This is a genomic window from Nocardia sp. NPDC023733 (genome assembly GCF_040639775.1).
In the GTDB taxonomy this organism is placed as follows: domain Bacteria; phylum Actinomycetota; class Actinomycetes; order Mycobacteriales; family Mycobacteriaceae; genus Nocardia; species Nocardia rosealba.
In genome coordinates, this window is record NZ_JBFAAN010000001.1 from 618466 (window position 1) to 643051 (window position 24586).

Annotated in this window: 17 protein-coding genes; 8 read left to right on the forward strand and 9 right to left on the reverse strand. The window is 69.0% G+C overall.

Annotated elements, in window-relative coordinates:
* Window positions 1-16: 16 nt before the first annotated feature.
* Together AB0F86_RS02815 and AB0F86_RS02820 are read right to left on the reverse strand one after the other, a co-directional pair.
* The gene (locus AB0F86_RS02815; RefSeq protein ID WP_356984144.1) at window positions 17-574 is read right to left on the reverse strand and encodes a hypothetical protein; all 558 of its coding nucleotides are present in this window, start codon (window positions 572-574) and stop codon (window positions 17-19) included.
* Between the two features lie 107 nt (window positions 575-681).
* Window positions 682-1569 carry a peptidylprolyl isomerase gene (locus AB0F86_RS02820; protein ID WP_356984146.1) on the reverse strand — a complete coding sequence of 296 codons (888 nt, stop codon included), beginning with the start codon at window positions 1567-1569 and terminating at the stop codon, window positions 682-684.
* Between the two features lie 85 nt (window positions 1570-1654).
* Here AB0F86_RS02820 and hisS point away from each other — a divergent pair, with 85 nt between their 5' ends.
* Together hisS and AB0F86_RS02830 are read left to right on the forward strand one after the other, a co-directional pair.
* The gene (hisS, locus tag AB0F86_RS02825; RefSeq protein ID WP_356984148.1) at window positions 1655-2929 is read left to right on the forward strand and encodes a histidine--tRNA ligase; all 1275 of its coding nucleotides are present in this window, start codon (window positions 1655-1657) and stop codon (window positions 2927-2929) included.
* A gap of 82 nt (window positions 2930-3011) precedes the next feature.
* Window positions 3012-3656 (forward strand): hypothetical protein, encoded by a 645-nt coding sequence (locus AB0F86_RS02830; RefSeq protein ID WP_356984150.1) that lies wholly within the window; start codon window positions 3012-3014, stop codon window positions 3654-3656.
* 3 nt (window positions 3657-3659) lie between these two features.
* On the opposite strand, the gene AB0F86_RS02835 is transcribed toward AB0F86_RS02830, so the two are convergent.
* From AB0F86_RS02835 to AB0F86_RS02845, 3 genes are read right to left on the reverse strand one after another with little or no spacing between them, the layout of a single operon-like run.
* Window positions 3660-4727: an alpha/beta hydrolase family protein gene (locus AB0F86_RS02835; RefSeq protein ID WP_356984152.1), complete on the reverse strand. Its 1068-nt coding sequence runs from the start codon at window positions 4725-4727 to the stop codon at window positions 3660-3662.
* Window positions 4728-4735: 8 nt separating this feature from the next.
* On the reverse strand, window positions 4736-6298 hold the full coding sequence (locus AB0F86_RS02840; protein WP_356984154.1) for a glycosyltransferase family 39 protein: 1563 nt from the start codon (window positions 6296-6298) through the stop codon (window positions 4736-4738).
* Between the two features lies 1 nt (window position 6299).
* Window positions 6300-8489, reverse strand: coding sequence for an MMPL family transporter (locus AB0F86_RS02845; protein ID WP_356984156.1), 2190 nt, complete (start codon window positions 8487-8489; stop codon window positions 6300-6302).
* Window positions 8490-8764: 275 nt separating this feature from the next.
* Between AB0F86_RS02845 and AB0F86_RS02850 the strand changes: the two genes are divergently transcribed.
* Genes AB0F86_RS02850 through AB0F86_RS02865 form a run of 4 tightly spaced genes read left to right on the forward strand, consistent with a single transcriptional unit; the run spans window position 8765 to window position 18754 of the window.
* The gene (locus tag AB0F86_RS02850; RefSeq protein ID WP_356984157.1) at window positions 8765-15190 is read left to right on the forward strand and encodes a type I polyketide synthase; all 6426 of its coding nucleotides are present in this window, start codon (window positions 8765-8767) and stop codon (window positions 15188-15190) included.
* A complete protein-coding gene (locus AB0F86_RS02855; protein ID WP_356984158.1) occupies window positions 15190-16596 on the forward strand; it encodes a condensation domain-containing protein in 1407 nt (468 codons plus the stop codon). The genes AB0F86_RS02850 and AB0F86_RS02855 overlap by 1 nt, the downstream gene beginning before the upstream one ends.
* Window positions 16593-17309, forward strand: a complete 717-nt coding sequence (locus AB0F86_RS02860; RefSeq protein ID WP_356984159.1) for a hypothetical protein — start codon at window positions 16593-16595, stop codon at window positions 17307-17309. Before AB0F86_RS02855 ends, AB0F86_RS02860 begins: the two co-directional genes overlap by 4 nt.
* Window positions 17306-18754 (forward strand): MFS transporter, encoded by a 1449-nt coding sequence (locus AB0F86_RS02865; RefSeq protein ID WP_356984161.1) that lies wholly within the window; start codon window positions 17306-17308, stop codon window positions 18752-18754. Before AB0F86_RS02860 ends, AB0F86_RS02865 begins: the two co-directional genes overlap by 4 nt.
* Before the next feature lie 14 nt (window positions 18755-18768).
* Here the strand turns inward: AB0F86_RS02865 and AB0F86_RS02870 are convergent, their stop codons facing one another.
* Both AB0F86_RS02870 and AB0F86_RS02875 read right to left on the reverse strand, forming a co-directional pair.
* Window positions 18769-19782, reverse strand: a complete 1014-nt coding sequence (locus AB0F86_RS02870; RefSeq protein WP_225280611.1) for an Rv2578c family radical SAM protein — start codon at window positions 19780-19782, stop codon at window positions 18769-18771.
* Between the two features lie 31 nt (window positions 19783-19813).
* The gene (locus tag AB0F86_RS02875; RefSeq protein ID WP_356984162.1) at window positions 19814-20788 is read right to left on the reverse strand and encodes an NAD-dependent epimerase/dehydratase family protein; all 975 of its coding nucleotides are present in this window, start codon (window positions 20786-20788) and stop codon (window positions 19814-19816) included.
* A gap of 191 nt (window positions 20789-20979) precedes the next feature.
* On the opposite strand from AB0F86_RS02875, the gene AB0F86_RS02880 reads away from it, so the two are divergent.
* Entirely contained in the window at window positions 20980-21309 is a 330-nt protein-coding gene (locus AB0F86_RS02880) for a type VII secretion target (RefSeq protein WP_067493548.1), read from the forward strand.
* Window positions 21306-22937, forward strand: a complete 1632-nt coding sequence (locus AB0F86_RS02885; RefSeq protein ID WP_225280613.1) for a hypothetical protein — start codon at window positions 21306-21308, stop codon at window positions 22935-22937. Before AB0F86_RS02880 ends, AB0F86_RS02885 begins: the two co-directional genes overlap by 4 nt.
* A gap of 42 nt (window positions 22938-22979) precedes the next feature.
* Here the strand turns inward: AB0F86_RS02885 and AB0F86_RS02890 are convergent, their stop codons facing one another.
* On the reverse strand, window positions 22980-23474 hold the full coding sequence (locus AB0F86_RS02890) for a hypothetical protein (RefSeq protein ID WP_356984163.1): 495 nt from the start codon (window positions 23472-23474) through the stop codon (window positions 22980-22982).
* Between the two features lie 45 nt (window positions 23475-23519).
* On the reverse strand, window positions 23520-24446 hold the full coding sequence (locus AB0F86_RS02895) for a neutral zinc metallopeptidase (RefSeq protein WP_356984164.1): 927 nt from the start codon (window positions 24444-24446) through the stop codon (window positions 23520-23522).
* Window positions 24447-24586 lie beyond the last annotated feature (140 nt).

The following is a 24586-nucleotide window of genomic DNA, read 5'->3' on the forward strand; positions in this document are numbered from 1 at the left end:
CGGTGACCGCCCCGGGTCAGCGGCCGCGCTCGATCCCGCGCGACTCGATCCCGCGCTCACGGGTCCCCACGTGGCGGGTCGGCACGTCGCGTATCCGCAGCGCTTCCTCGGGCGAAATGCCCTGGCTCATCTCCATGAGCATCCGTACCTGACTCAATTCCGGTGCCACACCGGCCCGCTGCAGATGCGCTGCGATGGCGGCACGGCGTTCGGTCGAGTCGTACCCGAGCTGCGGCGCCTCCACACTCTTGGTCGCTGTCGCGGCGGCCGAACTCGATGCGAACGGAGACGACGGGTCCTTCTGCAACGACAGACCCTTCTCCTGCGTCTTGGTCTGACCCATCGTCATCATCTGCTTGAGCTCGATATTGCGTGGGTCCTTGGCTTTCAGATCGCGCGCCTCGCGAATCTGCAGCTCGCGCGCTTCCTTCATCTTCGCCTCGATCGCCTTGGCGCGGGACTCGGCCTCTTTCTGACCGTGTTCGCGCGACTTGAGGGCGACCAGGGTGGCCATCTGCAGCATGGTGCGCATCATCGCCGCCGTTTCGCTGCCGATGTCGTCGAGTTCCGCCATGACTGCTCCCCGATGCCGCTGTGGAAGTGGACATCTGAGCCTACCCTGAAAACGACGAACGGGCCGGACACGCGAGGTGTCCGGCCCGTGTCGTGGTAGCCGGGGTGTCAGCCCACCTTGACGGTGTTGAACGAGATCGGCAGTTTCGGCTTGCCGCCGCCCGCCGGGCTGGACCCGTCGTCACCTTCGGCGCCGACCTTGGTGAGCGTCTGCAGGCCCGGCTCGTCGATGGTTCCGAAGATCGTGTACTTCGGCGGGAGCGTGGTGTCGCCGAAGACCAGGAAGAACTGGCTGCCGTTGGTGCCCTCCGGGGTGAGGCCGGAGTTGGCCATCGCGATCACACCACGCTTGTAGGTGACCGGGGTTTCCAGCGCCGGGTCGGTGTCGGCGTACTGATCGGTCGGGTACTCGTTGGCGAAGGCGTAGCCGGGACCACCCTGGCTCGAGGCGGTCGGGTCACCGCACTGCAGCATCTCGAAGCCGGGCTGCGCGGAGATCCGGTGGCATTCGGTGTTGTCGAAGTAGCCCTGGCGCGCCAGGCTCACGAAGCTGTTCACCGTGCACGGCGACCCGGTGCTGTCGAGCTCGAGCCCGATCGGCCCCTGGGTGGAGTCGATGGTCACCCGGGTCTTCGGCGCGGCGGGACCGCCGGCGACCGAGGTTTCGGCGGGCGGGGTCACCGGCTTGGCGGCGGGCTCGGCCCCGGTCGGGTAAGCGCAGGTCACTGTCTTGGACTCGGTCGGCAGTGCGGGCAGCACACCGGGCTGCTGTGGCTTCTTCGTGCTGACGTTCGTCGTTTCCGACGCGCTCGGGGTGCTGTCCTCACCGTTGGTGAGGAAGTACACCCCGACGCCCGCGGCCGCGACCACGATCACGCCGAGCACCGACCCGGCGATCGTCAGGCGCTTACGCTTCTTCTCCTGCTCGGCCCGTCGTGCCAGCTGGCGCTCCAGCTTGCGCTTGGCCGCCGCCCGTCGCTGTTCGTTACTCGGCACTACCGCGTTCCTCCCGTGTCGTCAGGTTCGCCTAGAGGGTAACCGGTTGGACGCGGAGGGCGCCCGTGGGGAAAACTGGGTGATCGTGACCAAGACCAGCAGCTTCAGTGCCCCGAAGGGGGTTCCGGATTACGTGCCGCCCGGTTCGGCCGAGTTCGTCGCCGTGCGCGACGGGTTGGTTCATGCCGCCCGACTGGCCGGGTACGGGCACATCGAGCTGCCGATATTCGAGCTGACCGCCCTGTTCGCCAGGGGTGTCGGCGAGTCGACCGACGTGGTCAGCAAGGAGATGTGGACCTTCGCCGACCGCAAGGGCGAGAGCTTCACCCTGCGGCCCGAGGGCACCGCGGGCGTGATGCGGGCGGTGATCGAGCACGGGCTCGACAAGAGTGGTCAGCTGCCGATCAAGCTGTGCTACGCGGGACCGTTCTTCCGGTACGAGCGGCCGCAGGCCGGTCGGTACCGGCAGCTGCAGCAGGTGGGTATCGAGGCGATCGGCGTGGACGATCCGGCGCTCGACGCCGAGGTGATCGCCGTCGCCGACGCCGGTTTCCGGGCACTCGGCTTGGACGGTTTCCGTCTCGAGATCACCTCGCTCGGCGACGAGACCTGCCGCCCGCAGTACCGAGAGTTGTTGCAGCAGTTCCTGTTCAACCTGCCGTTGGACGAGGAGACCCGCCGCCGCGCCGAGATCAACCCGCTGCGCGTGCTCGACGACAAACGTCCGGAGGTCCGCGAACTCACCGCCGCCGCGCCGCTGATGATCGACCACCTGTCGGAGTCGGCCAAGGCCCACTTCGAGCAGGTGCTCGCCCACCTCGACGCGCTCGGCGTGCCGTACGTGGTGAACCCGCGCATGGTTCGCGGCCTGGACTACTACACCAAGACCACCTTCGAGTTCGTGCACGACCAGCTCGGCGCCCAATCGGGCATCGGTGGTGGCGGGCGCTACGACGGGCTGATGGCCGAGCTCGGCGGGCAGCCGCTCTCGGGTATCGGCTTCGGTATCGGTGTCGACCGGACCGTGCTCGCGCTGGCGGCCGAGGGCAAGTCGGCCGCCGATCCGGCGCGCTGCCAGGTCTACGGCGTCGCCCTCGGTGACGCGGCCAAGGCGCGGATGGTCACGCTGGCCGGTGAGCTGCGTGGCGCGGGCATCAGCGTCGACCTGGCCTACGGTGGGCGCGGCATGAAGGGCGCCATGAAGGGGGCCGACCGGTCCGGCGCGAAGTTCACGCTGGTCCTGGGCGACCGCGATCTCGAGAACAACGAGATCGGTGTCAAGGAGATGGCCACCGGTGATCAACGTCAGGTGCCGCTCGGCGAGGTCGTCGGGGTCCTGCGCGCGGGTCTCGGCGGCTGAGTTCGTCGCGGGCCTCCGGAGGGGGCGCGGTAATCTGACCGCGCCCCACGCCGGGCGGGCCGGCGGCGGTGAGAGGGACTTGGTGAGCGGGGATTCCGGGCGACCGGCGACGGAACCGATCGGCATCGACCTGGTCGCACCCGAGGTGTTCGCCCCGATGCTGCGCAAACTCTCGCTGGGCGCGTTCGCCGTCGGCGTCGTGGTGATGCTGGTGACCTCGATCTGGTTGAGCTGGGCCTACGCCGTCCTGCTCGGCCTGATCGTCGCGGTCCCCACGCTCGCGTACGCGATGGCGTTCAAGCGCAGGCGGATGTGGTTGGACGGCACCGTGATCCACGCTCATCGCCTCGTCGGTGAGCGTCGGATCGACCTCGCCGACACCCAGGGTGCGCAACTGCTGGTGTTCCCTGGCCGGCTCAGCCGCATCGTGCTGCGCGTGACGGCGGGCCAGGAAACCCAGCTGGTGCCGCTGGCCATGTACACCGATGCGGGCAGCGGCCGTGAGCTGCACCTGCTCGGCCTGCGCAAACTGGCGGACGCGCTGGCCTCGGCGCCACTGGTGGCCGCGGTCGCCATCTCCGAAGTGCTGCTCGCCCAGTTGCGGGCCGAGGCGCGCGACGCCGGGCTCGACGAACGACCGCTGTATCGGGGCGTCCGCCTGGTCCGCGCTCAGGACTCCGTGTCGCCGGTGGTACTGACGGATTCGCAAGTGGCCGAACTGGTCTGAGCCCTACGGTTCGAGCAGCGGGGCGACGCGCTCCCAGTAGGTGTGCATGTCCTGTTCCCAGTAACCCCAGGAATGCGTGCCCGCCGGACGGAAGTCGAAGTCGGCGGGGATGCCGAGCGCGGCGAGCCGGTCACGCAGCAGTTTGGTGCACACCACCGTGATCCCGTCGAGCACGCCGCCGATCACCAGCTGATCGACCAGTTTGAGCGGACTGTTCCCGATGCCAGGGCCGTCGAGTGTGTCCAGCGGGCCGGGCATGCCGTTGCCCGTGCTCACATACACTCCCACCCCGCGCAGCCGCTCGGCATTGAGTGCCACGTCGTTGGCGACCCAGGCCGGGTCGGTGGGCGGTCCCCACATGTTCAGCGGATTGCCGCGGCGCGCGGTGACGATCGAGGCGACCATCGCCTGACCTGCCGGATTACTGGTCTGCACGCACCCGCTGAAGGAGCCGACCATCCGGAAACGTTGCGGGGCCTCCTGTGCCATCCGGAACACCGCCGAACTGGCCATCGACAGCCCCGCCACGGCGTCGCGGCCGGTGCCGTGGAAGGCGGAGTCGATGATCGGCGGCAGTTCGATGGTGAGGAAGGTGAGCCATCGGTTGCGTCCGGTGCCGGGGTCGTCGGATTGCCAGTCGGTGTAGAAGGTGCCCGCGCCGCCGATCGGCATCACGACGGTGGCCTGCTTGCCCACGAAGAAATCCAGGGCATCGGTTTTGGTGAACCAGTTGCTGCCCTCGCGCCAGTCGGGGGTGTCGGTGCCGCCGTCGACACCGTTGATCAGATACAGCGCACCGGCGGGCGCTTCGGGATCGGCTGCCGGAATCACCGCGACGGTGACCGGGCGGTTCATGGCCGCCGAGTGCACCGTCAGGTCGATCACCCGGCCCGGCCCGTTCGCCGCGGCCGCCACCGCGAACGAACCGTTCGGGGCGGGGCGTGCCGCGTCCATGGCCCGGGCGGCCACGAGGTCCGGGGCAGCCTGTGCGGCCACGGCGGCGGGGAGGCCGGCGGCGGCCAGCACCACCGACAGGACGAGCCGTCGCAGCATCGAATGCAGCACTGTCATCGCTCCGTTCATCGCGCGTGTCTTGTCGTTCCGTCGACCAGGCGCAGTTCCCTGGCGTCGGGCCACAGCGCCGACCAGGCCCGGCTCGGTCCGGTGCACAGCCACACCGCCACACCACGGTTCACACCGGGAAAGCCCAACGGTTCGTCGAGGTGGGTGAGCGGGACGGTGCTCGCGAAACCGGTGCGCAGACCGGTCTCCGGGCCGTCCACCCCGACGTACAGCACCGTGGTCGCGCTGTCCGGTGGTGCGCCGAAGTAGCCGTAGCCGCGATTGGGGCTGTACACCTCGGGCAGACCGGCCGCAGGCCCGTAGTGCTCGAGTGCCGCTGCCTGCCAATAGTTCTGGGTCACGATCACCAACCCGTCGCGCTGCCGCGGCGTCAGTTGCTCGTAGGTTCGCCGCACCGAGCCGACCAGGTCGTCCCAGCCGCTCGGCCCGAACAGCACACTGCGCGAATGGATCTGGGCGTAGTCCTCGGTGGCCGTCCGCAGCGCCGATTCCGGTCGGGGCAGGGCGAGCACGAGTGCGACACAGATCGTCGTGGACACGGCGGTGACAGCCCCGCCGAACACCAGTTCCCGGCGAGAGAGCCCCCGGTCCGCCAGATATACCGCGCCCGCGGCGAACAGGCCGGGAAAGGCCCCGGCCACGAAGTAGGGCCGAAGGCCCGCGAGCACCACCCCGCTCAGCCCGATCGCGATCATCGGGATCAGGAACCGATACGGCCGGAATCGTGGGGAGCGCAGCCCCGCCCACATCCCGGCGAGCAGCAGCAACCCACCCGCCCCGGTGACCTGGATCATCGTCCAGGGCGCCGCCAGCACCCCGGCCGTGGCGAGCTGTTCCTCGCGCACGACCGCACCCATGGCCAGCTGCGGCCAGCCGTTGCGGTGCTGCCACCACAGAATCGGCACCGCCGAGCCGACCAACAGCGCCGAGCCGACCCAATACGCGGGCCGCCGCAGCAGCTCGCGCGGACCGAACACCGCGACACCGAACGCGAGCACCGCCCAGATGATCGGAATCAGCCACTTCACCTGGAAGTCGAGCGCGGCGACGGCCCCCGCCGCGATCAACAGCCCGTCCGCGCGCGTGCGCACCCACCGGATCAGCAGCCAGGCGAGCACCGCCGTGAGAGTGATGTCGAGGGCGAAGGTGCTCAGCATCGCCGACTGCATCACCGCCATCGGGGTGGTCGCGTAGGCCAGCGCGGCGACGGTCTGGGGGAGTCGTCCGCCGCCGAACTCCCGGGCCATCACCGCGCTGAGGACGACGGCCGCCACCGTGAACAGCAACGCGGGCACGCGCAATGCCACGACCGACCCCGGCGCCAGCTGGTCCGACAGGGCGGCCAGCAACGGAACCAGCGGCCCCTGATCGGCATAACTCACCGACGGATGCCGTCCGGCGGCAAGGAAATACAGTTCGTCACCGCCGATGCGGTAGCGGTCGAGACGGATCAGCAACAGTGTCCCCGCCACGGCCGCGACCACCGACACCTCCCGCCAGGCGAAGGCAGGCAGTGTGCCGACGGTCGGCGCGGGTGCGTCGAGGCTGCGGAGGTTCATGTCAGTCCCGTTCGCGGACGACAACCGGTGCGGGAACGGCGGCGGGGGAATCGGATTCGAGCTGTGGTCGATGCCGGACCAACCAGCGCGGCGCCCACCAGCAGGCGTCACCGAGCAACCGCATGGACGCGGGCACCAGCACCAACCGCAGCACGGTCGCGTCGATCAGCAACGCCGTGACCATCCCGAAGGCGATGTACTGCATCATCAGCAGTTCCGACAGCGCGAACGCGCCGGTCACCACCAGCAAGATCAGCGCGGCGGCGGTGATGATCCGCCCCGTTCCGGCGACCCCGGCCCGCACCGCCTCGGTGGTGGACGCGCCCGCCGCCCTGGCCTCGACGATGCGCGAGAGCAGGAACACCTCGTAATCGGTGGACAGGCCGTAGATCACCGACACGATGATCACCAGAACCAGCGCCATCACGGGCTGTGGCGTGAAACCGAACACCCCCGCACCGTGGCCTTCGATGAACACCCAGGTGAGGACACCGAGTGTGGCACCGAGCCCGAGCAGGTTCAGCGCCGCGGCCTTCAACGGCAACACCACCGAACCGAAGGTCAACGCCAGCAGCAGCGTGCTGGCCAGGAAGACGAACGCGATCATCAGCGGAATCCGCGTCACCAGTGCGTCGATGCTGTCCTTCTCGATGGCGGGTTGACCACCCACCAGTAGCGTGGTGCCCGGCGGCAACGGCATCGACCTCAGGTACTCGATGGTCGCCTCGGCGTCGGAGGCTTCGGCCAGCACGGTGCCGGTGGTGAGCACCTGGGGCTGGAACGGTGACCGCATCGGCTCGGCGAACGGCGCGGCCAGGCCGGGTGCCCGGTTCGCGTCGGCGCGCACGACATCGGCGGTTCCGGGATCGAAGGTGACGATGACCAGGTCGATCGGGTCGATCTGGCGCAGCGGGAACGATTCGTCGAAATGCTGCTGAGCCAGCCGGGTGGGGTGGGTCGGCGGCAGGAACTTCTCGTTGATGGATCCGAAGGCCAGGTGCTGGATCGGGAAGATCAGCACCAGCAGGCCGAGACAGACCGGAACCGCCACCGCGAGGGGGCGTCTCATCACCGCGGCGGCCAGTCTGCCCCAGGCGTTGCCGGGGTCGCGGGCGACCGGCTTGCGGAACCAGTCGACACCGAACCGGTCGACCCGCCTGCCGAGCACGGCGAGCATCGCGGGCAGCAGCGAGATGGAGGTCAGCGCGGCCAGCGTGATGGTGATCATCGCGCCGTAGGCGAACGAGCGGAGCAGACCCTGGGGGAACACCAGGATGCCCGCCGCCGCGACCACCACGATCAGCGCCGAGAACAGCACGGTGCGCCCCGCGGTGGACACACTGTTGCGCACCGCGTCCTCCACCGACCGGCCGTCGGCCAGTTCTTCCCGGAAACGGCTGAGCACGAACAACCCGTAGTCGATGGCCAGGCCGAGCCCGATCATCGAGACCACGGGCGACACAAAGGAATTCACCTCGGTCACGGTGGTGAGCAGGCGCAGCAGACCCCAGGCGCCGAGCATGGTCAGCCCGCCGACGATCAGCGGCAACGCGGCGGCGACGACACCACCGAACACGAAGAACAGCAAGACCGCGACGACGGGCACGGCGAACAGCTCCACCCGCCGCTGGTCTTCGACCATCGTGTCGTTCAACGCGGCGGCGACCGGCTGCCCGCCCGCCACCTCCATCCGGACCCCGGGAATCGTGAGTTCCTCGGCGATCTCCCGATAGTTGCGGCCCTGTTCGGTGGGGTCGAGGCCCTTGATCGCGATCGAGGCGAACGCCTTGTCGCGCGCCGGCGAGCCGAACACCTCGGGCAACGCCATCCCGGTATCGGTCGGCCAGTACGCGCCGTTGACCCGGTCGATCCGGTCGGGGAACCGCTGCGGCAGGTCGTTGAGTCCCGCCACGACGGTGGCGGCGAAGGCGGGGTCGTCGATGGTCGTCCCGTCCGGCGCGCGGAACACCAGCAGCAGATCGGAGCTGTGATCGCGCCCGAAGGCGTTGTCACGCACGTGCGCCGCGCGCACCGCCTCCGAGGAAGGATCGTCGAACCCGCTCGAGCTCAGATCGGCGCCGAGGCCGAGACCATAGGCTCCCAGCGCAAGCAATCCCGCGACCACCGTGACGATGACGGCGTACCTGCGCCGCACGACGGTATCGCCCCACTGCCTCAATTCGGCGTACACATCCGGCTCCCAACGACATTTCGCGATGGGGTCGAACTTGTCATTGTCGAGCGACTTTTCGGTCGTGAAACATCGATATTGCGGTCGGTCACAATCGATCCCGGAATTTCGCTGTGAGCCGTGACCTCGCCTGGTGGGGCGGATCACAGGAGTACGCGCGAGTGTCAGTCAGAAATGTCAGACGTCGGTTATCGAACGATCGACACGGTGCCGGGCTTCTACGTTGACATCAAACGGTCAGTTGCCACAGACCGGTCGAAACCGGAGGAAATTGCGTGTCGGATATTGCCATTGTCGGAATCGGTTGCCGGTTCGCGGGCGGAATCGATTCGCCGGAATCGTTCTGGGACTTCGTCGTCGACAAGCGTGACGGTGTCGTGGAGATGCCTGCCGATCGCTGGGATTGGCGCCGCTACTACGACCCCGAGCCACGCACCCCGGGGCGCAGCTACACCAAGCACGGCGCCTTCATGACCATCGACCCCTGGCAGTTCGATCCCGACTTCTTCGGGATCTCACCGCGCGAGGCCACCGTGCTCGACCCGCAGCAGCGGTTGATGCTCGAGGTGACCTGGGAGGCGCTCGACGACGCGGGCATCGCCGGGCAGGTCGCCGGCGAGCGGGTCGGCGTATACGTCGGCGGCTTCGTGGTCGACCAGTCGGTGATCGGCGTGGTCGGACCGGCGCTGTTCCACACCGACATGCACACCCCGGCCAGCGCCTCATACACGATGCTGTCCAACCGCATCGCCTACGCGCTGAACCTGGTGGGCCCGGCGATCACGGTGGACACCGCGTGCTCGTCGTCGCTGGTCGCGCTGCACCTTGCCTGTCAGGCGCTCGACAACGACGACTGCCGGGTCGCCGTGGCAGGCGGGGTCAATGTGATGTTGCAGCCCGAGACCTTCGTCCTGATGTGCAAGGGCGGCTTCCTGGCCGCCGACGGCCGGTGCAAGTCCTTCGACGCCACCGCCGACGGGTACGGCCGAGGTGAGGGCGCGGGCATGGTTGTGCTCAAGAAGCTCGACGACGCCGTGCGCGACGGTGACCGTGTGTACGCGGTCATCAAGGCGACGGGCTCGAATCAGGACGGGCGGACCACCGCGATCACCGTGCCCAATGTCGACTCCCAGGAGGCGCTGGCACGCACGGTCTGCGAGCGTTCGGGCATCGCCCCCGACCAGATCACCTATCTGGAGGCGCACGGCACCGGAACCCTCGTCGGCGATCCGGTCGAATTGCGCGCACTCGGCCGGGTTTTCGGCGCACCGTCGGGCCGCTCGGGCACCATCGGTGTCGGTTCGGTGAAGGCGACGATCGGCCACACCGAAGCCGCCGCGGGCGTGGCGAGCGTGATCAAAGCGGCGCTGGCCCTCCGCCATCGCATGCTGCCGCCGCAGGGCTGGCTCGAGAACCCCAACCCCGACATCCCCTTCGACGAACTCGGCTTGCACGTGCAGACCGAGGCACAGCCCCTGCCCGCCGACGGGGGACCGATGTCCGTGGCGGTCAACGGTTTCGGTTACGGCGGCACCAACGCGCACGCGATCCTGCAGGAGTTCCGCGCCCCGGAGCAGACACCCGCCGAACCTCCACGGCACCTCGGCATTCTGCCCATCTCGGCGCGCAGCACCGGCGCGGCGCGGGCCCTGGCAGGCCGGTTCGCCGACCTCATCACCTCGGGCGCCGACCCGCAGCGGCTGGCCGAGGCGGCCTGGACCCGCATGGCGCAGCACCCCTTCCGCACCGGTGTGCTGCTCGACGGTGATACCGACGAGCTGGTTCGCGAACTGCACGAGTACGCCTCGGGCGGCGGCCGCGACGCGACCCGCACGGTGTCCTCGGCCGCCGCCGAACCGGTGTTCGTGTTCTCCGGCATGGGGCCGCAGCACTGGAAGATGGCCCGCGAACTGCTCGCCGCCGGTGGCGTGTTCGCCGAAACCGCCCGCGAGATCGACGCCGAGTTCCGGGCACTGTCCGGGTGGTCGATCATCGAGGAACTGAACAGGCCGGAGGACGAGTCGCGTGTCACCCGCACCGAGGTCGCCCAGCCCGCCAACTTCCTCGTCCAGGTCGGTCTGGTGCGTGAGCTGGCCGAATACGGCATCACCCCGGCGGCCATCGTCGGCCACAGTGTGGGCGAGGTGTCGGCGGCCTATGTCAGCGGCATGCTCTCGCTGAAAGACGCGGTGCGCGTGGCCTATCACCGCGCCCGCCTGCAGGCCACCACGGCGGGCACCGGCGGCATGCTCGCAGTGGGCCTGAGCACCGACCAGGTGACCGAGCTGATCGGCGACGACCCGAGCGTCGACATCGCCGCGATCAACAGCCCCACGTCACTCACCCTGTCCGGCGATGTCGACCGGCTCGACGAGATCGCCGAGAAGCTCACCGAGGACGGGATCTTCGCCCGCAGGCTGCGGGTGGAGGTGCCCTACCACAGCCGCCTGATGGAGCCGATCCACGACGAACTGCGCGAGGTTCTCGCCGACCTGGCCCCGCAGGCGCCCACCGTGCCGCTGTACTCGTCGGTGACCGGCGAACTCGTCACCGAGGGCGACTGGAACGCCGACTACTGGTGGTCCAATGTCCGTGAGGCCGTGCGGTTCCACGCCGCGATCGGCACAATGCTGGCCGCGGGCAGCCGTGTGTTCCTGGAGGTGGGCCCGCACCCGGTGCTGTCGGGCAATATCCGCGAAGCCATGGTCGACGCGGACGTCAACGGCACCACGGTGCCGACCCTCGACCGCGAACAGTCCGACTCGCACAGCCTGCGGCGTACCCTCATCGGCCTGCACGCCGCCGGTGTCCTCGACCGCGAGCGGCTGTTCCCGGCCGTTCCCAGCGCACATGTGCCGCTGCCGCGCTACCCCTGGCAGCGCACCCGCCTGCATTCGGCGCTGCCGCTGTTCGAACAGGCCCGCCTCGGCACGCCCGGCACCTACGCCATGCTCGGCGACCCCGACGTGGAGGGCCGCCCCGAATGGCTGCTCCAGGTCGGCACCCAGTTGCTGCCCTGGCTGGCCGACCACGTGGTCAACGGCGTCAAGATCATGCCGGGCGCGGCCTATCTGGATGCCGCGCTCAGTGCCACCGCCCAGCGGATCGGCAGCAAGCAGGTCGCGCTGGAAGGGGTCCGGTTCGTCGCGCCGCTCGTCATGGGCGCCCCCGATGTGCCGTTGGTCGCGATGAGTGTGGAGGAGGCCAGCGGCCGATTCCTGATCCGCTCCCGCAGCGCCACCGGAACGGCCTGGACGGTGCACTCGACCGGGCGCACCCTGACCGGCGCGCACGAACAGACCGAGGTCGAACTGCCGTCGATCGATGTCGGCGTCGATGTCGACCCGGCCATGTTCTACGCGGGACTCGCCTCGGCGGGTCTGCAGTACGGTCCGTCCTTCCAGCGGGTGACCTCGGTGCGCGTCGGCCGCGATGTCGTACTGGCCACCGTGGACGGCAGCATCGCCGCCGACTCCGGGCACCTGGCGCATCCAGCTGTGGTGGACGCCGCCATGCAGTGCGCCGCGATGCTGTTCACCGACGAACGGATCAACGAGGGCGTCATGGTGCCTGTCGGGGTGACGGCGGTGCGCCTGCTCGCCGACCTGCCGGCGCAGATCACCGTCATCGCCCGCCGCGACCCGAAGGCCCGGCTGCGTGCCGACGTCGACCTGCTCGATCAGGACCGGAAGCTGGTGGCGCGCTTGACCGGACTGCAGATCGGTGCGCTCAAGCCCGGCGACGACCCACTGCACCGGATGGCCGACTTCTACTACACCGAGACCCTCGAGGAACGCGCGGCGCTCGACCCGGCGGCGCTGGCCGAAGCCGGATCGGTGTCGACGGTGATCGTCGGTCTCGGCGAGAGCCCGCGCACCGCGCGGCTCGCCGCGGCCGTCCCCGATTCGCGGGTGTATGTCGTCGATCCGGCGAGCGAGCAGCTCGAAGCGGATCTGGTCGCGCTGCTGACCGCGGCCAAGGCCGAGGACAAGCAGCGTGTGCACGTCTGCGTCGTGGCCGGGGCGGGCACCGACGATGTCGCCGACCTGTGGACGCTCAAGCGCATCGCGGTCGCGATCTCCGAATACGTCACCCCCACCGTCGAAGGCGCCGCACCGCAGATCCACTTCGGCGACGGCACCGTCCACGCCACCCTGATCACCGAATCCGCCTTCGCCACGCCCGACAGCGACATCGCGCCCGACCCGAGACAGGCCGCGTTCGCCGGTGCCCGACGCGTGTTGCTCAATGAGCAGACCCCGCTGCGCTGGCGCCTGATCGACACCGAACCGGGCACGCCGATCGCCGATCTGGTCACCGAACTCGGCGTGCCGGGGGCATTCTCACTCGACAACAGCGACGAGGTGCTGCTGCGCGGCGGAGTCCGTCTCGCACCGGTGGTGACCAAACCGCTGCCCGAGCGCATCGAGGAACTCGAGACAGCGCACCCGCTCACCGACCCGGAGGCCAACTTCGAACTGGACATGCCGCGCACCCGCCTGCTGTCGCAAGTGGCCTGGCGGCAGTGCCCACGCGTGGCGCCGGGCACCGGGGAGATCGAGGTCGCGATGGCGGTGATCGGGTTGAACTACAAGGACCCGCTCAAGATCATCGGTCTGCTCGGTGAGCGTGAGCTCGCCCCGACCTATTTCGGCACCGTGCCCGGTATGGAGGGCATGGGCACCGTTGTGCGCGTCGGTGCGGGCGTCACCGATGTGATGGTGGGTGACAAGGTCGCGGTGGCTTCCAAGGGCATGATGCGCCGGTTCGCCACGGTCGACCGGGAACTGGCGGTGGTGGTTCCCCCCGATACCGATCCCGCCTACTGCACCAGCACCATCGCCTTCGGCACGGCCGAATACGCCCTGCACGACCTGGCCAGGCTGGAGCCGGGGGAGACGGTGCTGATCCACGGCGCCGCCGGCGGTGTCGGCACCGCAGCCATCCAGGTGGCCAAGTCGATCGGCGCCCGCATCATCGGCACGGCGAGTTCGCCCGAGCGCCGCGAGCACGTGTTGGCGATGGGCGCGGACTTCGCGGTGAACTCGCGCTCGCTCAACTTCGTCGACGACGTGCTCGCCTTGACCGGCGGTGCGGGCGCCGACGTGATCATCAGCAGTGCCCCCGGCGAGATCCTGCGCCAGAACTTCAACGCCGCCGCCGAGTTCGGCCGCATCGTCGAGGTCGGCAAGGCCGACATCTACACCGGCGGGCTGCTGGAATTGGCCAACTTCGACAAGAACCTCGCCTACTACTCGATGGACCTGGACCGCCTGGTCGCGGTGCGCCCGCAACGCCTGTCGCGGCTGCTGCAGCGGGTGTTCGAGAAGGTCACCGAGGGCGTGTACACCCCACTGCCGTATCAGCTGTTCGAGACGCACGAGGTGAGCCAGGCCTTCGAGGAGACGCTGCGATCCTCGCGGGTGGGTCGCGTCGCGCTGCGCATGGACGACCCGCAACCACCCGTGCGCCCGTACCTGCCGCCCCTCGAAATCGACGGGGAAGCAAGCTATCTCATCACCGGCGGGTTCGGTGGGTTCGGGATGGCGATCGGCCGGTGGCTGGCCATGCGCGGTGCGCGCCGCCTGGTGTTGGTCGGGCGCAGTGGTGCGAGCACCGACACGGCCGAGCGTCAGCTCGAGGTGTGGCGCTCGATCGGCATCGAGGTGGTCGAGGAACTCGCCGACGTCACCGACGCGGCCGCCGTCGCGGCGATCATCGCCCGCGCGCACAGCGGCGAGCACCCGTTGCGCGGGGTATTCCACGCGGCGGGCGCGGTGGCCGACAACCGGCTGGCCAAGATGGAACTGGCCGAACTCGACCGCGTCTACCGCCCCAAGGTCCATGGCGCGCAGGTGATCCACCAGGCGGTCGCGGACGCGGGCATCACCCTCGACATGTTCGTGCTGTGCTCCTCGGGCGGCTCGATGTACGGCATCTACGGCCAGTACAACTACTGCGCCGCCAATGTGGCGGTGGAAACCCTGGCCCGGCGCTGGTCGGCGGCAGGGGAGCGGGCCCTGTGCATCGGCTGGGGCCACCTGTCCGGCGCATCGGGTGGCATGGCGTCGGACGAGACCGCCGAAAAGTACCTGGACCTGGTCGGTTTCGGCCCGATCGACATGGCCGACGCCACCGCCTACCTCGAACAGACCCTGCGTCTCGGCGCGTCCAACGCCGCGATCATTCCCACCGACTGGGTGAAGCTGACCGGCACCTTCCCCCAGCTGATCCGCACCGGCCGTACCGCCGGACTCGCGAAGTCCTCCGCCAAGGACACCTCCGAATTGGCCAGGCTCCGAACCGAATTGGCCGCGATGGAGGAGGCCAAGCGTGGGCCCGCGATCGCCAGGAAGATGGCCGAGGAACTCGCGGTCGTCATGGGCGTGCCCGTGGAGTCGATCGACATGACGGTGCCGGTGCCCGAACTCGGGCTGGATTCGCTGATGGCGGTCGAGCTTGGCGCACGCGTCACCAAGACGCTCGGCATCGACCTGATGTCGATGCAGATGGGCCGCTCGTTCAGCCTGGAACAGGCCGGACCGAAGGTCGCCGAGTTGATCCTCGCCTCGGAACCCGCTGCCACACCGCCACTTCCGGACATCGTGCCGGTACCAGGGGAGGACACCGCGCCGACCGAGGTGCCGGAGCAGTGGACCGTCGACCGCGCCTCCGAGGTCTCGATGGCGGGATCGCACTGATGGTCGAGTTCGGTCTGATCGATGAGTGGCGGCCCGCGCCGGGACGACTCGTGACCTGGTTCGCCTCGGCGGACTCGGTCACGCGCGCGGCGCGGGCCCCGGCCCACCCGGCGTCGCCGTCGCTGCAACAGGAACAGTATCTGCGCCTGGCCGCCCGGCACGCGGGCGCGGACTTCCGCTTCTCGGGCCTGTGCCTGGTGACCGCGCGAATTCCCACCACCGAACTGGATCGTGAGGCCATCACCCGGGCGATCCACAAGTTCCTGCTGCGCCACGACACGTTCCGCACCTGGTTCACCGTCGAACCGGGTGGCACGGTGCGCCGCCACCTCGTGCCCGAGGCCGATGTGGAGTTCCTCCCGGTCGACTACGGCTACATCGACGACCCCGAGGCGATCTGCCGCCACGTCGAGAAGACCACACCCGGTCCGTTCCAATGGGATTGCTTCACCTTCGGCGCCATCGAGCACGAGGACTCGACCACCGTCTACCTGGCCGTGGACCACCTGCACACCGACGGCCTCGGCCAGTACCTCTCGGCCGCCGACTTCGCCCAGCTCTACGCCGCCGAACTGTGGCCCGACGCCGAGCCGCTCGCCCCCGCGGCGAGCTATCTGGACTACTGCCGCAACGAACGGTTCCTCAGCGATCAGCAGACACTGGCCTCGGCCGGGGTGAAGAAGTGGCTGGCATTGCTGCGCGGCAACGACAACCGGCTGCCCAGCTTCCCGCTCGACCTCGGCGAGAAGACCGACGGATATCACCGCAGCGCCCACCGCAGCATCGTGCTGCTCGACGAGGAACAGGGTGAGCGCTTCGAGGAGGTCTGCCGGGCCAACAGCGCCGATTTCGCCGGCGGGGTGTTCGCCGCTGCCGCGCTGGCCGAACGCGAACTGGTCGGGTCGGACTACTACTTCGGCATGACCCCGGTGAGCACCAGAACCTCCGCGGCGGAGAACAATTCGGTCGGCTGGTATGTGACGCTGGTTCCGGTCGCGTTCCCGCTGCCGGAACGGCTGACGATCGGACGCGCGATCAGGACCGCCCAGCGCGCCTACGACAGCGGACTCCTACTGGCGCCGACGTCGTTTCATCGGGTCCTCGAACTGCTGCCCGCCGATTCGGAGATCAAGGCCGAACCGGGCTGGGTGACCCCGATGATCTCCTTCATCGACGCCAGGGACTTCCTCGGCAACGAGCTGTTCGACAGCCTGCACGCCGGTGTGTTCGCCAACCGCGCCGCGTCCGAGGAGGCGCTGATCTGGATCAACCGGTTGCCCGGACAGACCTCGCTGAGCGTCATCTTCCCCGACACCGCGATCGCTCAGGAGAACGTGAGCCGCTACCTCGACACCATGAAGTCCGTCTTCGGAGCCATCATCGACAGCGCCGCGGAGATCCCGTGATCCGAGAAGAATTCGTTCCCTCCATCTTCCGTGACCCGTTCATCCCCGACGGCGAGAAGTCGACCTATCACGTCGGTATCACCGGACAGCCCGGCGGGATGGAGGTGTCCCAGGTGGTCGTGCACACTCGGGGCGGCTATCACACGACTCTCGAGGTCGGCCCCGCTCAGCGGCATCGGGACGGGCGCGAGCCGGTCATGACGATCGAGCAGCGCATCGGCCGCATCGATGGGTTCCTGCACGCGGAAACCTATCGCGCGCAGACCTTCTCGGGATCGACGCTGGTGTCGCGGGAGGAGGCGAACTTCGTCGACACCGTGCATCTGCAACCCGGTGGCCTGCCCGCGCCCTACCCGGCGAACGTGATGCCGATCGCCGCCGGGCTCACCCTGCTACGCGGCCTGGAATTCGCCGAGGGGCTGATGGAGACCGTCGATGTGTGGCTGGCGTTCTCGGTGCACTGGCCACTGCTCGTGCGGGTGGAGAAACAGGTCGTGCTCACCGGGCCGGCCGGGGTGTTCTCCTGCTGGCAGGTCCGGTTGCGGCCCGGCTTCGAGCACGTGAACGGGATGCTCGACAAGATGGTCGGGTCCGTGGTGCCGCCGTTCCTCGCCTATTTCGAGGTGGCGGCACCGCACCGGCTGGTGCAGCTGAGTTTCCCGACGCAGATGTCGATGTCGGCTCCGCGCGCGACGATGGAGCTGGTGTCGTGACCGCCACCGAACAATCGCGAACGCCCGAACTCGGTGCCTGGCTGGCGTTCGGCGCCTGCCTGATCGCGGTGTTCATGCAGATGATCGATGTGACGATCGTGAACACGGCCCTGCCGAACCTGACCGCCGACCTCGGTGCGTCGCGCTCGGCGCAGCTGCTGGTGATCTCCGGATACGCCCTGGCCTTCGCCTGCACCCTGCTCACCGCCGCCCGGATCGGGGCGATGGTCGGGCGGCGCACGATGTTCCTGGTGTCGGTCGCGGCCTTCACCGCGGCATCGGTCTGGTGCGGGTCGGCCGACGGTGCAATGGAATTGGTGATCGCACGCGTGGTGCAGGGCGCGGCCGGGGCGGGGATGGCCGCGCAGACCATCGCGATCCTCACCGCCGGATTCCCGCGTGAACGTCACCCGCTGGTGTTCGCGTTGTACGGGGGCGTGGCGGGGTTCGCCGGGATGCTCGGACCCATCGTCGGCGGTGTCCTGCTCACCCTCGACATCGGTGGCTGGGGGTGGCGGTCGGTGTTCCTGATCAACCTGCCGATCGGGTTGTTCGCGTTCGCGCTCGCCTGGAAGTTCCTGGACCGCAACAGACCCGAAGGGCGACACCGCCTCGACCTGGTCGGTGCCGGATTGTCCGGGCTCGGGCTGTTCGCCCTGATCGCGGGCATGGCCCAGATCCAGCAGCACGGCTGGCGTCTCGACCTCGTCGCGGTCGTCGGTGCCGGCCTGGCGCTCACGGCGGTGTTCCTCGCCCAGCAACGTCGACGGACCGCGCGCGGTGCGTCACCGCTCGTGCACCTGGAGCTGTTCGGCAACAACGGTTTCCGGGTCGGCTCGGTGCTGGTCGGCGCCTTCTTCGGGCTGTTCACGGCGTTCGTGTTCGCCGCATCGATCACGATGCAGGACGTGCTCGGTTACTCGCCGCTGCTCACCGGCATGGTGATGACCCTGTTCGCCCTCGGCGCCGGTGCGGGCGCGATCGGTTCGCTGATCCTGGTGCCGCGCTTCGACATCTGGGCGCTGGCGGGTGGGATAGCGCTGTTCGGCGGGTGCATCGGCGCGGGCGGGGTCTACCTGTACCTGGTCGACGGCGTGGCCAGCGCGCTGCTGTGCGCGGGACCGGTGTTCGCGGCCGGCTTCGGTGTCGGGGTGTTCGGCGTGCAGTTGCAACCGATGATGCTGTCGGGATTGGACGCCGACCGGATGGCCGAAGCATCCGGGGTGCTGCCGACGATCGAACAGGTCGGCAACGCGGTCGGACTGGCGGTGTTGACCACGGTGTTCTTCAGCTCGCACAGCCTCGGCGGCGCCGTCATGATGATGGGTGCCATCTGCGGTGTCGCCCTTCTTCTCGCCGTGCTGACATTGGCGATGCCCGCACGAGAGCAGCGCGAGGCCGCCGCTGCCAGCGCTTCCCGCGAGGAGGTGCTCGACGGCGCCTGACTCACGCCGGGCGCTCAGCCGAACAAGGTGAGTTGCGGGTTCGTCGGCGCGGGTACGGCGGTCGGCGGAGTCGTAGGACCCTGCTCGCGGCGGAGACCATGAGCGGTGAGCAGGGGATTCACCCGGTCGCGCAACCAGTCGCGGTAAGTGGGGGTGACATTGGCACCCCGGTTGTAGAGCTGACGGTAGCGGCGCATGAGAGCGGGGTGTTCGGTATCGAGCCAGGCCAGGAACCAGTCGCGGGTGGGGCCACGCAGGTGCATCGGGAAGGCCATGGCGCTGGCGGCGCCCGCGTCGGCGATCGCGGCGAACAGGGCGTCGAGGTGGGCGCGGCTGTCGGTGAGGCACGGAATGATCGGGGCCGCCATCACATGCACGGAGAAGCCCGCGTCGGCGAGAGCGCGCACCAGGTCCAGGCGGGCGCGGGGTTCGGGTGTGCCCGGTTCGAGGCTGTGATGCAGGTCGGGGTCGAGAATCGCGATCGACACCGCCACACTCACCTCCACCCGCCGTGCCGCCTCGGTGAGCAGCGGCAGATCCCGGCGCAGCAGCGGACCCTTGGTGAGAATCGAGAACGGCGTCCCGGAATCGGTGAGCGCGCGAATGATCCCCGGCATCAACCGGTATCGCCCCTCGGCCCGCTGATACGGATCGGTATTGGTACCGAGCGCCACCGCCTCGCGCTGCCACGACCGGCGCCCCAGTTCCCGCCGCAACACCGCCGCCACATTGGTTTTCACCACGATCTCGGAATCGAAATCACGCCCGGCGTCCAGCCCGAGATATTCGTGACTGCCGCGCGCGAAACAGTACCGGCACGCATGCGAACACCCGCGCATCGGATTGATGGTCCACCGGAACGGCAACGCGCTGCTCTCGGGCATCTTGTTCAGCGCGCTCTTGCACAACACCTCGTGAAAGGTGATGCCGTCGAACTCGGGCGTGCGGACGGTACGAACGAGCCCCGCCCGGCTCAAACCGGGCAGGGCACCGTCATCGGCATCGAGGGTCTGGGTCTGCCACCGCACCCCTCGAGTCGAACATGCGTTCGATCAGGTGTCAAGCGTGCTGCGGGGCGAGCGCGAAGTCGACGAGGTCGTGGATGCTCTCCTGGATCGGGCGCGGGCGGTAGCCCAGTTCACGTTCGGCTTTGCCGTGGTCGACGACGGGGGCCGAGATGATCGCGCCGAGAGCGGCTTTGGAGAGCACGTCCGAACCGAGTCGCTTGCCGATCGGTTCGAGTACCGGCATGAGCGCGCCGATGAGACCCGCCGGGATGGCGAAACGCGGGCCGGTGGCACCCGCGTGCCGGGCGGCGATCCGGCACAGCTCGAGCAGGGTGATCATGTGCCCGCCCAGCAGGTAGTTCTCGCCGGTGCGGCCCTTCTCGCCGGCCAGGATCAGGCCGTGCGCCACATCGCGGACATCGACCATGTCGAAGCCGCCGCCGATCATCACCGGGACGCGCCCACGTGCGCAGTCCACCGTGGTGCGGTTGACACGGGAGAGCCGGCTCAGGTTGTCGATCGGGCCGAAGACGCCGGTCGGGTTGACGATCACCGCGTCGAGACCCCGTTCGATGGCAGGTCGCAGCGAGAGCTCGCCGGTCCATTTGGAACGGTCGTACACGGGCAGTTCGGGATTGTCGGAACGCTGGGAGGTCTCGTCGATGTGCCCACCCGCGCGGTACTGGTCGAAGGCGTGGATGGAACTGGTGTGCACGAACCGGCGCGCGCCCACCTCGAGCGCGGCCTCGGCCGTGACCCGCACGCCCTCGGTGTTCACCCGCCAGGCCAGATCGTTGTTCTTGGCCAGCGTGATGAGGGCGACCAGGTGGTACACCACCTCGGCGCCGTCCAGCGCCGTGCGCATCGACGCCGCGTCGAGCACGTCACCCTCGACCCAGGTGACGGCCGGGTCGGTGGTGGCGGGGGCGACGCGGTCGATGGCAACCACCTCGTGTCCGCGCTCCACGAGCTGAGGGATCAGGTTGGATCCGAGGTAGCCGGCTGCGCCGGTCACTGCGACCTTCATGAGGCCGAGGATATAGAACATGTTCTAGTTTTGCCATCGAATGTCGCAGATCGGGTCCGTCGCGAGTCGAAACCGGTCGGGGTATTCGGCTATATTTGGCGCACTGCGCAATCGGGCGGTCGCGTCGGGAGTTGCGCGGCTACCCGATCGTGGTCTCCAGACCGACTTTTCACGACGAGTGGGGGATTCGCATGACCGATCTCTCGGTGCAAACCGAAGGTGTCAACGCGTTCGCGACGACCAATGCCGGGGTGGCGGGGCAGATCGCGGCGGCGGGCAATTTCGACCTGGTCGCCAATGTCTCCGCGATGACACCCGTGTTCGGGCTCATCGGCGCCGACTACCTGGCGATGTTCGCGGCCGCGCAGGTGTTGCAGGCCAAGGACATCAATGAGCTGTCCGCCAAGTTCGGGTCGCTGTCGGACGCGGCGTTCCGCTCGTCGGTGACCTTCGACGCCACCGACATCGACAACGCGGCGCAGATCGCGCGCCAGGCCGCCGGGATCGGGGGCGCGGCATGAAGCCGCTGAGCGCGGACACGGGCGTGATCAGCCCGGAAGCGTCGCTGGCCACCGCCGAGACCGAGACACAGTCCGCGCTCGGCGCCGTGCCGCAGGAGCTGGCGGGCCAGGCCATTCTCGACGTGCCGCTGGTGCAGCTGCCCGAGGACGTCGAGGAACCGGTCTTCACTCTCGCGCAGAAGATCACCGAGGAAACCCAGCAGGTCGGCATGCCGACCGGGCTGCCCGGCCTGTCCGGGCTCGGCACCGGGACGGACGCCCAGGACATCCTGACCGGTATCTCGGACGACGCGTCCTCGGCGCTCACCGACGTGCAGGGCGCGCTGAGCCAGGCCACGATCGACCCGTTCGGCACCGCCGAGACCCTGATGAACCAGGCCAAGAGCGCCGTCACCGGCGCGACGGGCGGCGCGGGCGGTGCCTCGAACACCGGGGCCGGTGGCAACTCGGCCGCCGCGACCAGCCTCACCGAAGACCCGGTCGCGGCACTGATGAACGGCCTGTCGCTGCCCGCGCTGCCCGGCATCGAGACGCTGTTCCAGCCGTTCCTCGACCTGCTCAGCAGCTTCGGCACCGGCGTGTTCGGCTCGCTCGACCCCACCTCCATCCTGAGCAATTCCTCGGCCGTCATCGAACAGGCCATGACCCTGGCCCAGGGCGGTGTGAAAACGGTGCAGCAACTGTGGGAGGGCCAGGCCGCCGACGCCGCGACCACCGCCAGCCAGCAGGCGCAGGCCCAGGGACAGGAGACCAGTCAGCGCGGCATCGATATCTCCGCGCTCACCCAGCAGGCGGCCGCGGTCGTGCAGACGGGCAACGCCCAGCTCACCTCCATCGCCACCACCTTCGCCGCGCAGGCGACGGCGCTCGCCCCGACCATCATGCTGCCGCCCACCCAGGCCACGCTGATCGGCCTGGCGACGACCCACCTGGGCGAGGCGGTCACGGTCGTCAACGCCACCCGCGGCCAATTGGCCGGGTACACCGGTGAACTCAGCGGTGTGGTCGGCCAGCTCGCGAGCCAGAGCGGGCTGCCCTCGCCGGAAGAGGTGCTCTCGGCCGCGTCGGAGAACATCGGCGAACCGCTGCTCACCCAGGCCGAGGACGCGCTGAGCAGCGCCACCGAGACCAGTGCGGCCAGCACCGGCGGCACCGGCGGAACCACCACGTCCCCGGCGGGCACCAGCCCGGCGGGCACCGGTGGCACGGGCGGCGGCGGTGGCTCGAGTGCCGCGCTCGGCGCTCTCGGTACCGCGCGCGGTGGCGGCGGTGGCGGAGGCGGTGGCGGCAGCTCGAGTGGCACTCCGAGCACCGGCTCGCCGAAGTCGACGGCACTGCCCGGCTCCGCGATGCCCGCCGCCGGTCGCGTGATGGCGACGGGTCTCGGCACCGGCATGGGTGGTGCGAGCACCACGCCCGCAGGCGCGGGTTCCGGATTCATGGGCGGCAGCCCGGGTGCCGCGGGCGCGGGCCAGCGCGGCAACGACGAGGAACACGGCCGCACGGTGCAGCCCTACCAGAGCCGCACCGGTAACGAAGACCTCACCGGTCTCCTGGGCGAAGCCACGCCCGAGGTCATCGGTGCCGTCCACGAGGACGAACGCACCGCCGACGAAGACCGGTTCTGATCGAAGGTCGCCCGCGGTCGGGTGCCGCGGGCGACCTTCGACTCACTTCTCGAAGGCGTCGACCAGCTTCTTGGTGAGGTCGGTGAAACGCTTACGCGCGGCCTGCTGCTCGGGGTCGAGGCCGTCGGCCGCGTCGGGGGAGTAGACCACCAGGTGGGCGTCCTCGGCCGGATCCTCGGTCAGCAGGTCGACGATCTGGGCGCCCTTGCCCTCACCGGCGGGGATGCCGAAGTCGATGTCCTGCAGCGCCTCGATCTCCTCGCGCGCGGCCGAGATCACGTCGGCGGCGACCTTTCCCCGTTCCTCCTTCGGCGCGGTCTCGGCCTTGCGGTCCTTGCTCACCGCGTCGGGCCGGTACACGGCCGTGCCGTCGTCGAACACCTGCAGCACCGGCCGCAGGTCGGTGCGCGTCGACCACCCGGCGGGGATGGTGGTGACGCTGATCAGGGGTAGCGGCGCCGGTTCGGCATGGGCGAGCGCGCCCGCACCGGGCAGAGCGAGCGCGCAGACGAGCAGACCGATGATGGGCAGGCGCATGATTTCCCCTCGATGAAAAACGCTGTGTCGGATCGGGTTCGAGGGTCAGCGTAACCCGGGGGGATTGTTCAGGTCGGCGGCGGAATAGGTATCGCAGGACTGCACCGAACCGCTGCGGTAGCCGGCGAGGAACCACTTCTGGCGCTGATCCGAGGACCCGTGTGTCCACGATTCCGGATTCACGCCACGACCCGCCGCACGCTGGATGCGGTCGTCGCCCACGGCGTTGGCGGCCGACAGCGCGTCGCGGATGTCATTGTCCGACAACGGCTTCAGGAACGGCTGCGTGCTGCCCGGCGCGTTCTGCTTGTCGGCGAAATGCGCCCACATGCCCGCATAGCAGTCGGCCTGCAGTTCGGTGCGCACCGCACCGGATTCGGGTCCGCGCGGATCCTGTTGTGCGCGGCCGATATCGCCGAGTTGGTTCTGGATGTGATGGCCCACCTCGTGAGCGACCACGTACTCCTGGGCCAGTGGCCCGGCACTCGCCCCGAACCGGTCGACGAGTTCCTGGAAGAAGCTGGTGTCGAAGTAGGCGGTGCGATCGGCGGGGCAGTAGAACGGGCCCACATCGCTGGTCGCGTTACCGCACCCGGTGTTCACCGCCCCCGTGAACAGGACGAGTTCGGGCCGCACATACCGCTGACCGGTCTGCTTCGGCAGCTCCGCACCCCACACCGCGTCCAGGCTCTGCGCGGTGAGCACCACCCGGCAGTCGACGTACTTGTTCGCATCGGCCCCGGTCTTGCAGTGTTCGGGGGTGCCCGCGGTGACGTCCCCGCCCTGGTACTGCCCGCCGGACACCCCCGTGCCCGAACCGGTACCGGTGAGGTCGACGCCGAACAGCAGGCCGACCACCAGCAGGATCAGCCCACCCGCGCCGCCACCGACGGCCAGCTTGCCGCCCATCCCCGGTCCGCCGCCCGAGGATGCCCGGCCCGGATCGATCTGCATACCCTCGTTGAAGGTCATCGCGGTACTCGCCTTCGCTCGGTTGTCCACTGCCCTGCAGCACCATTGGCCACCGCGCGCGCAGCCGTCGCGCAGGGCGCGCGACAAGCTTGACACGGCGCGGAAGATATCGGTTTTCCCTCGCCCATCGTGTCTCACTA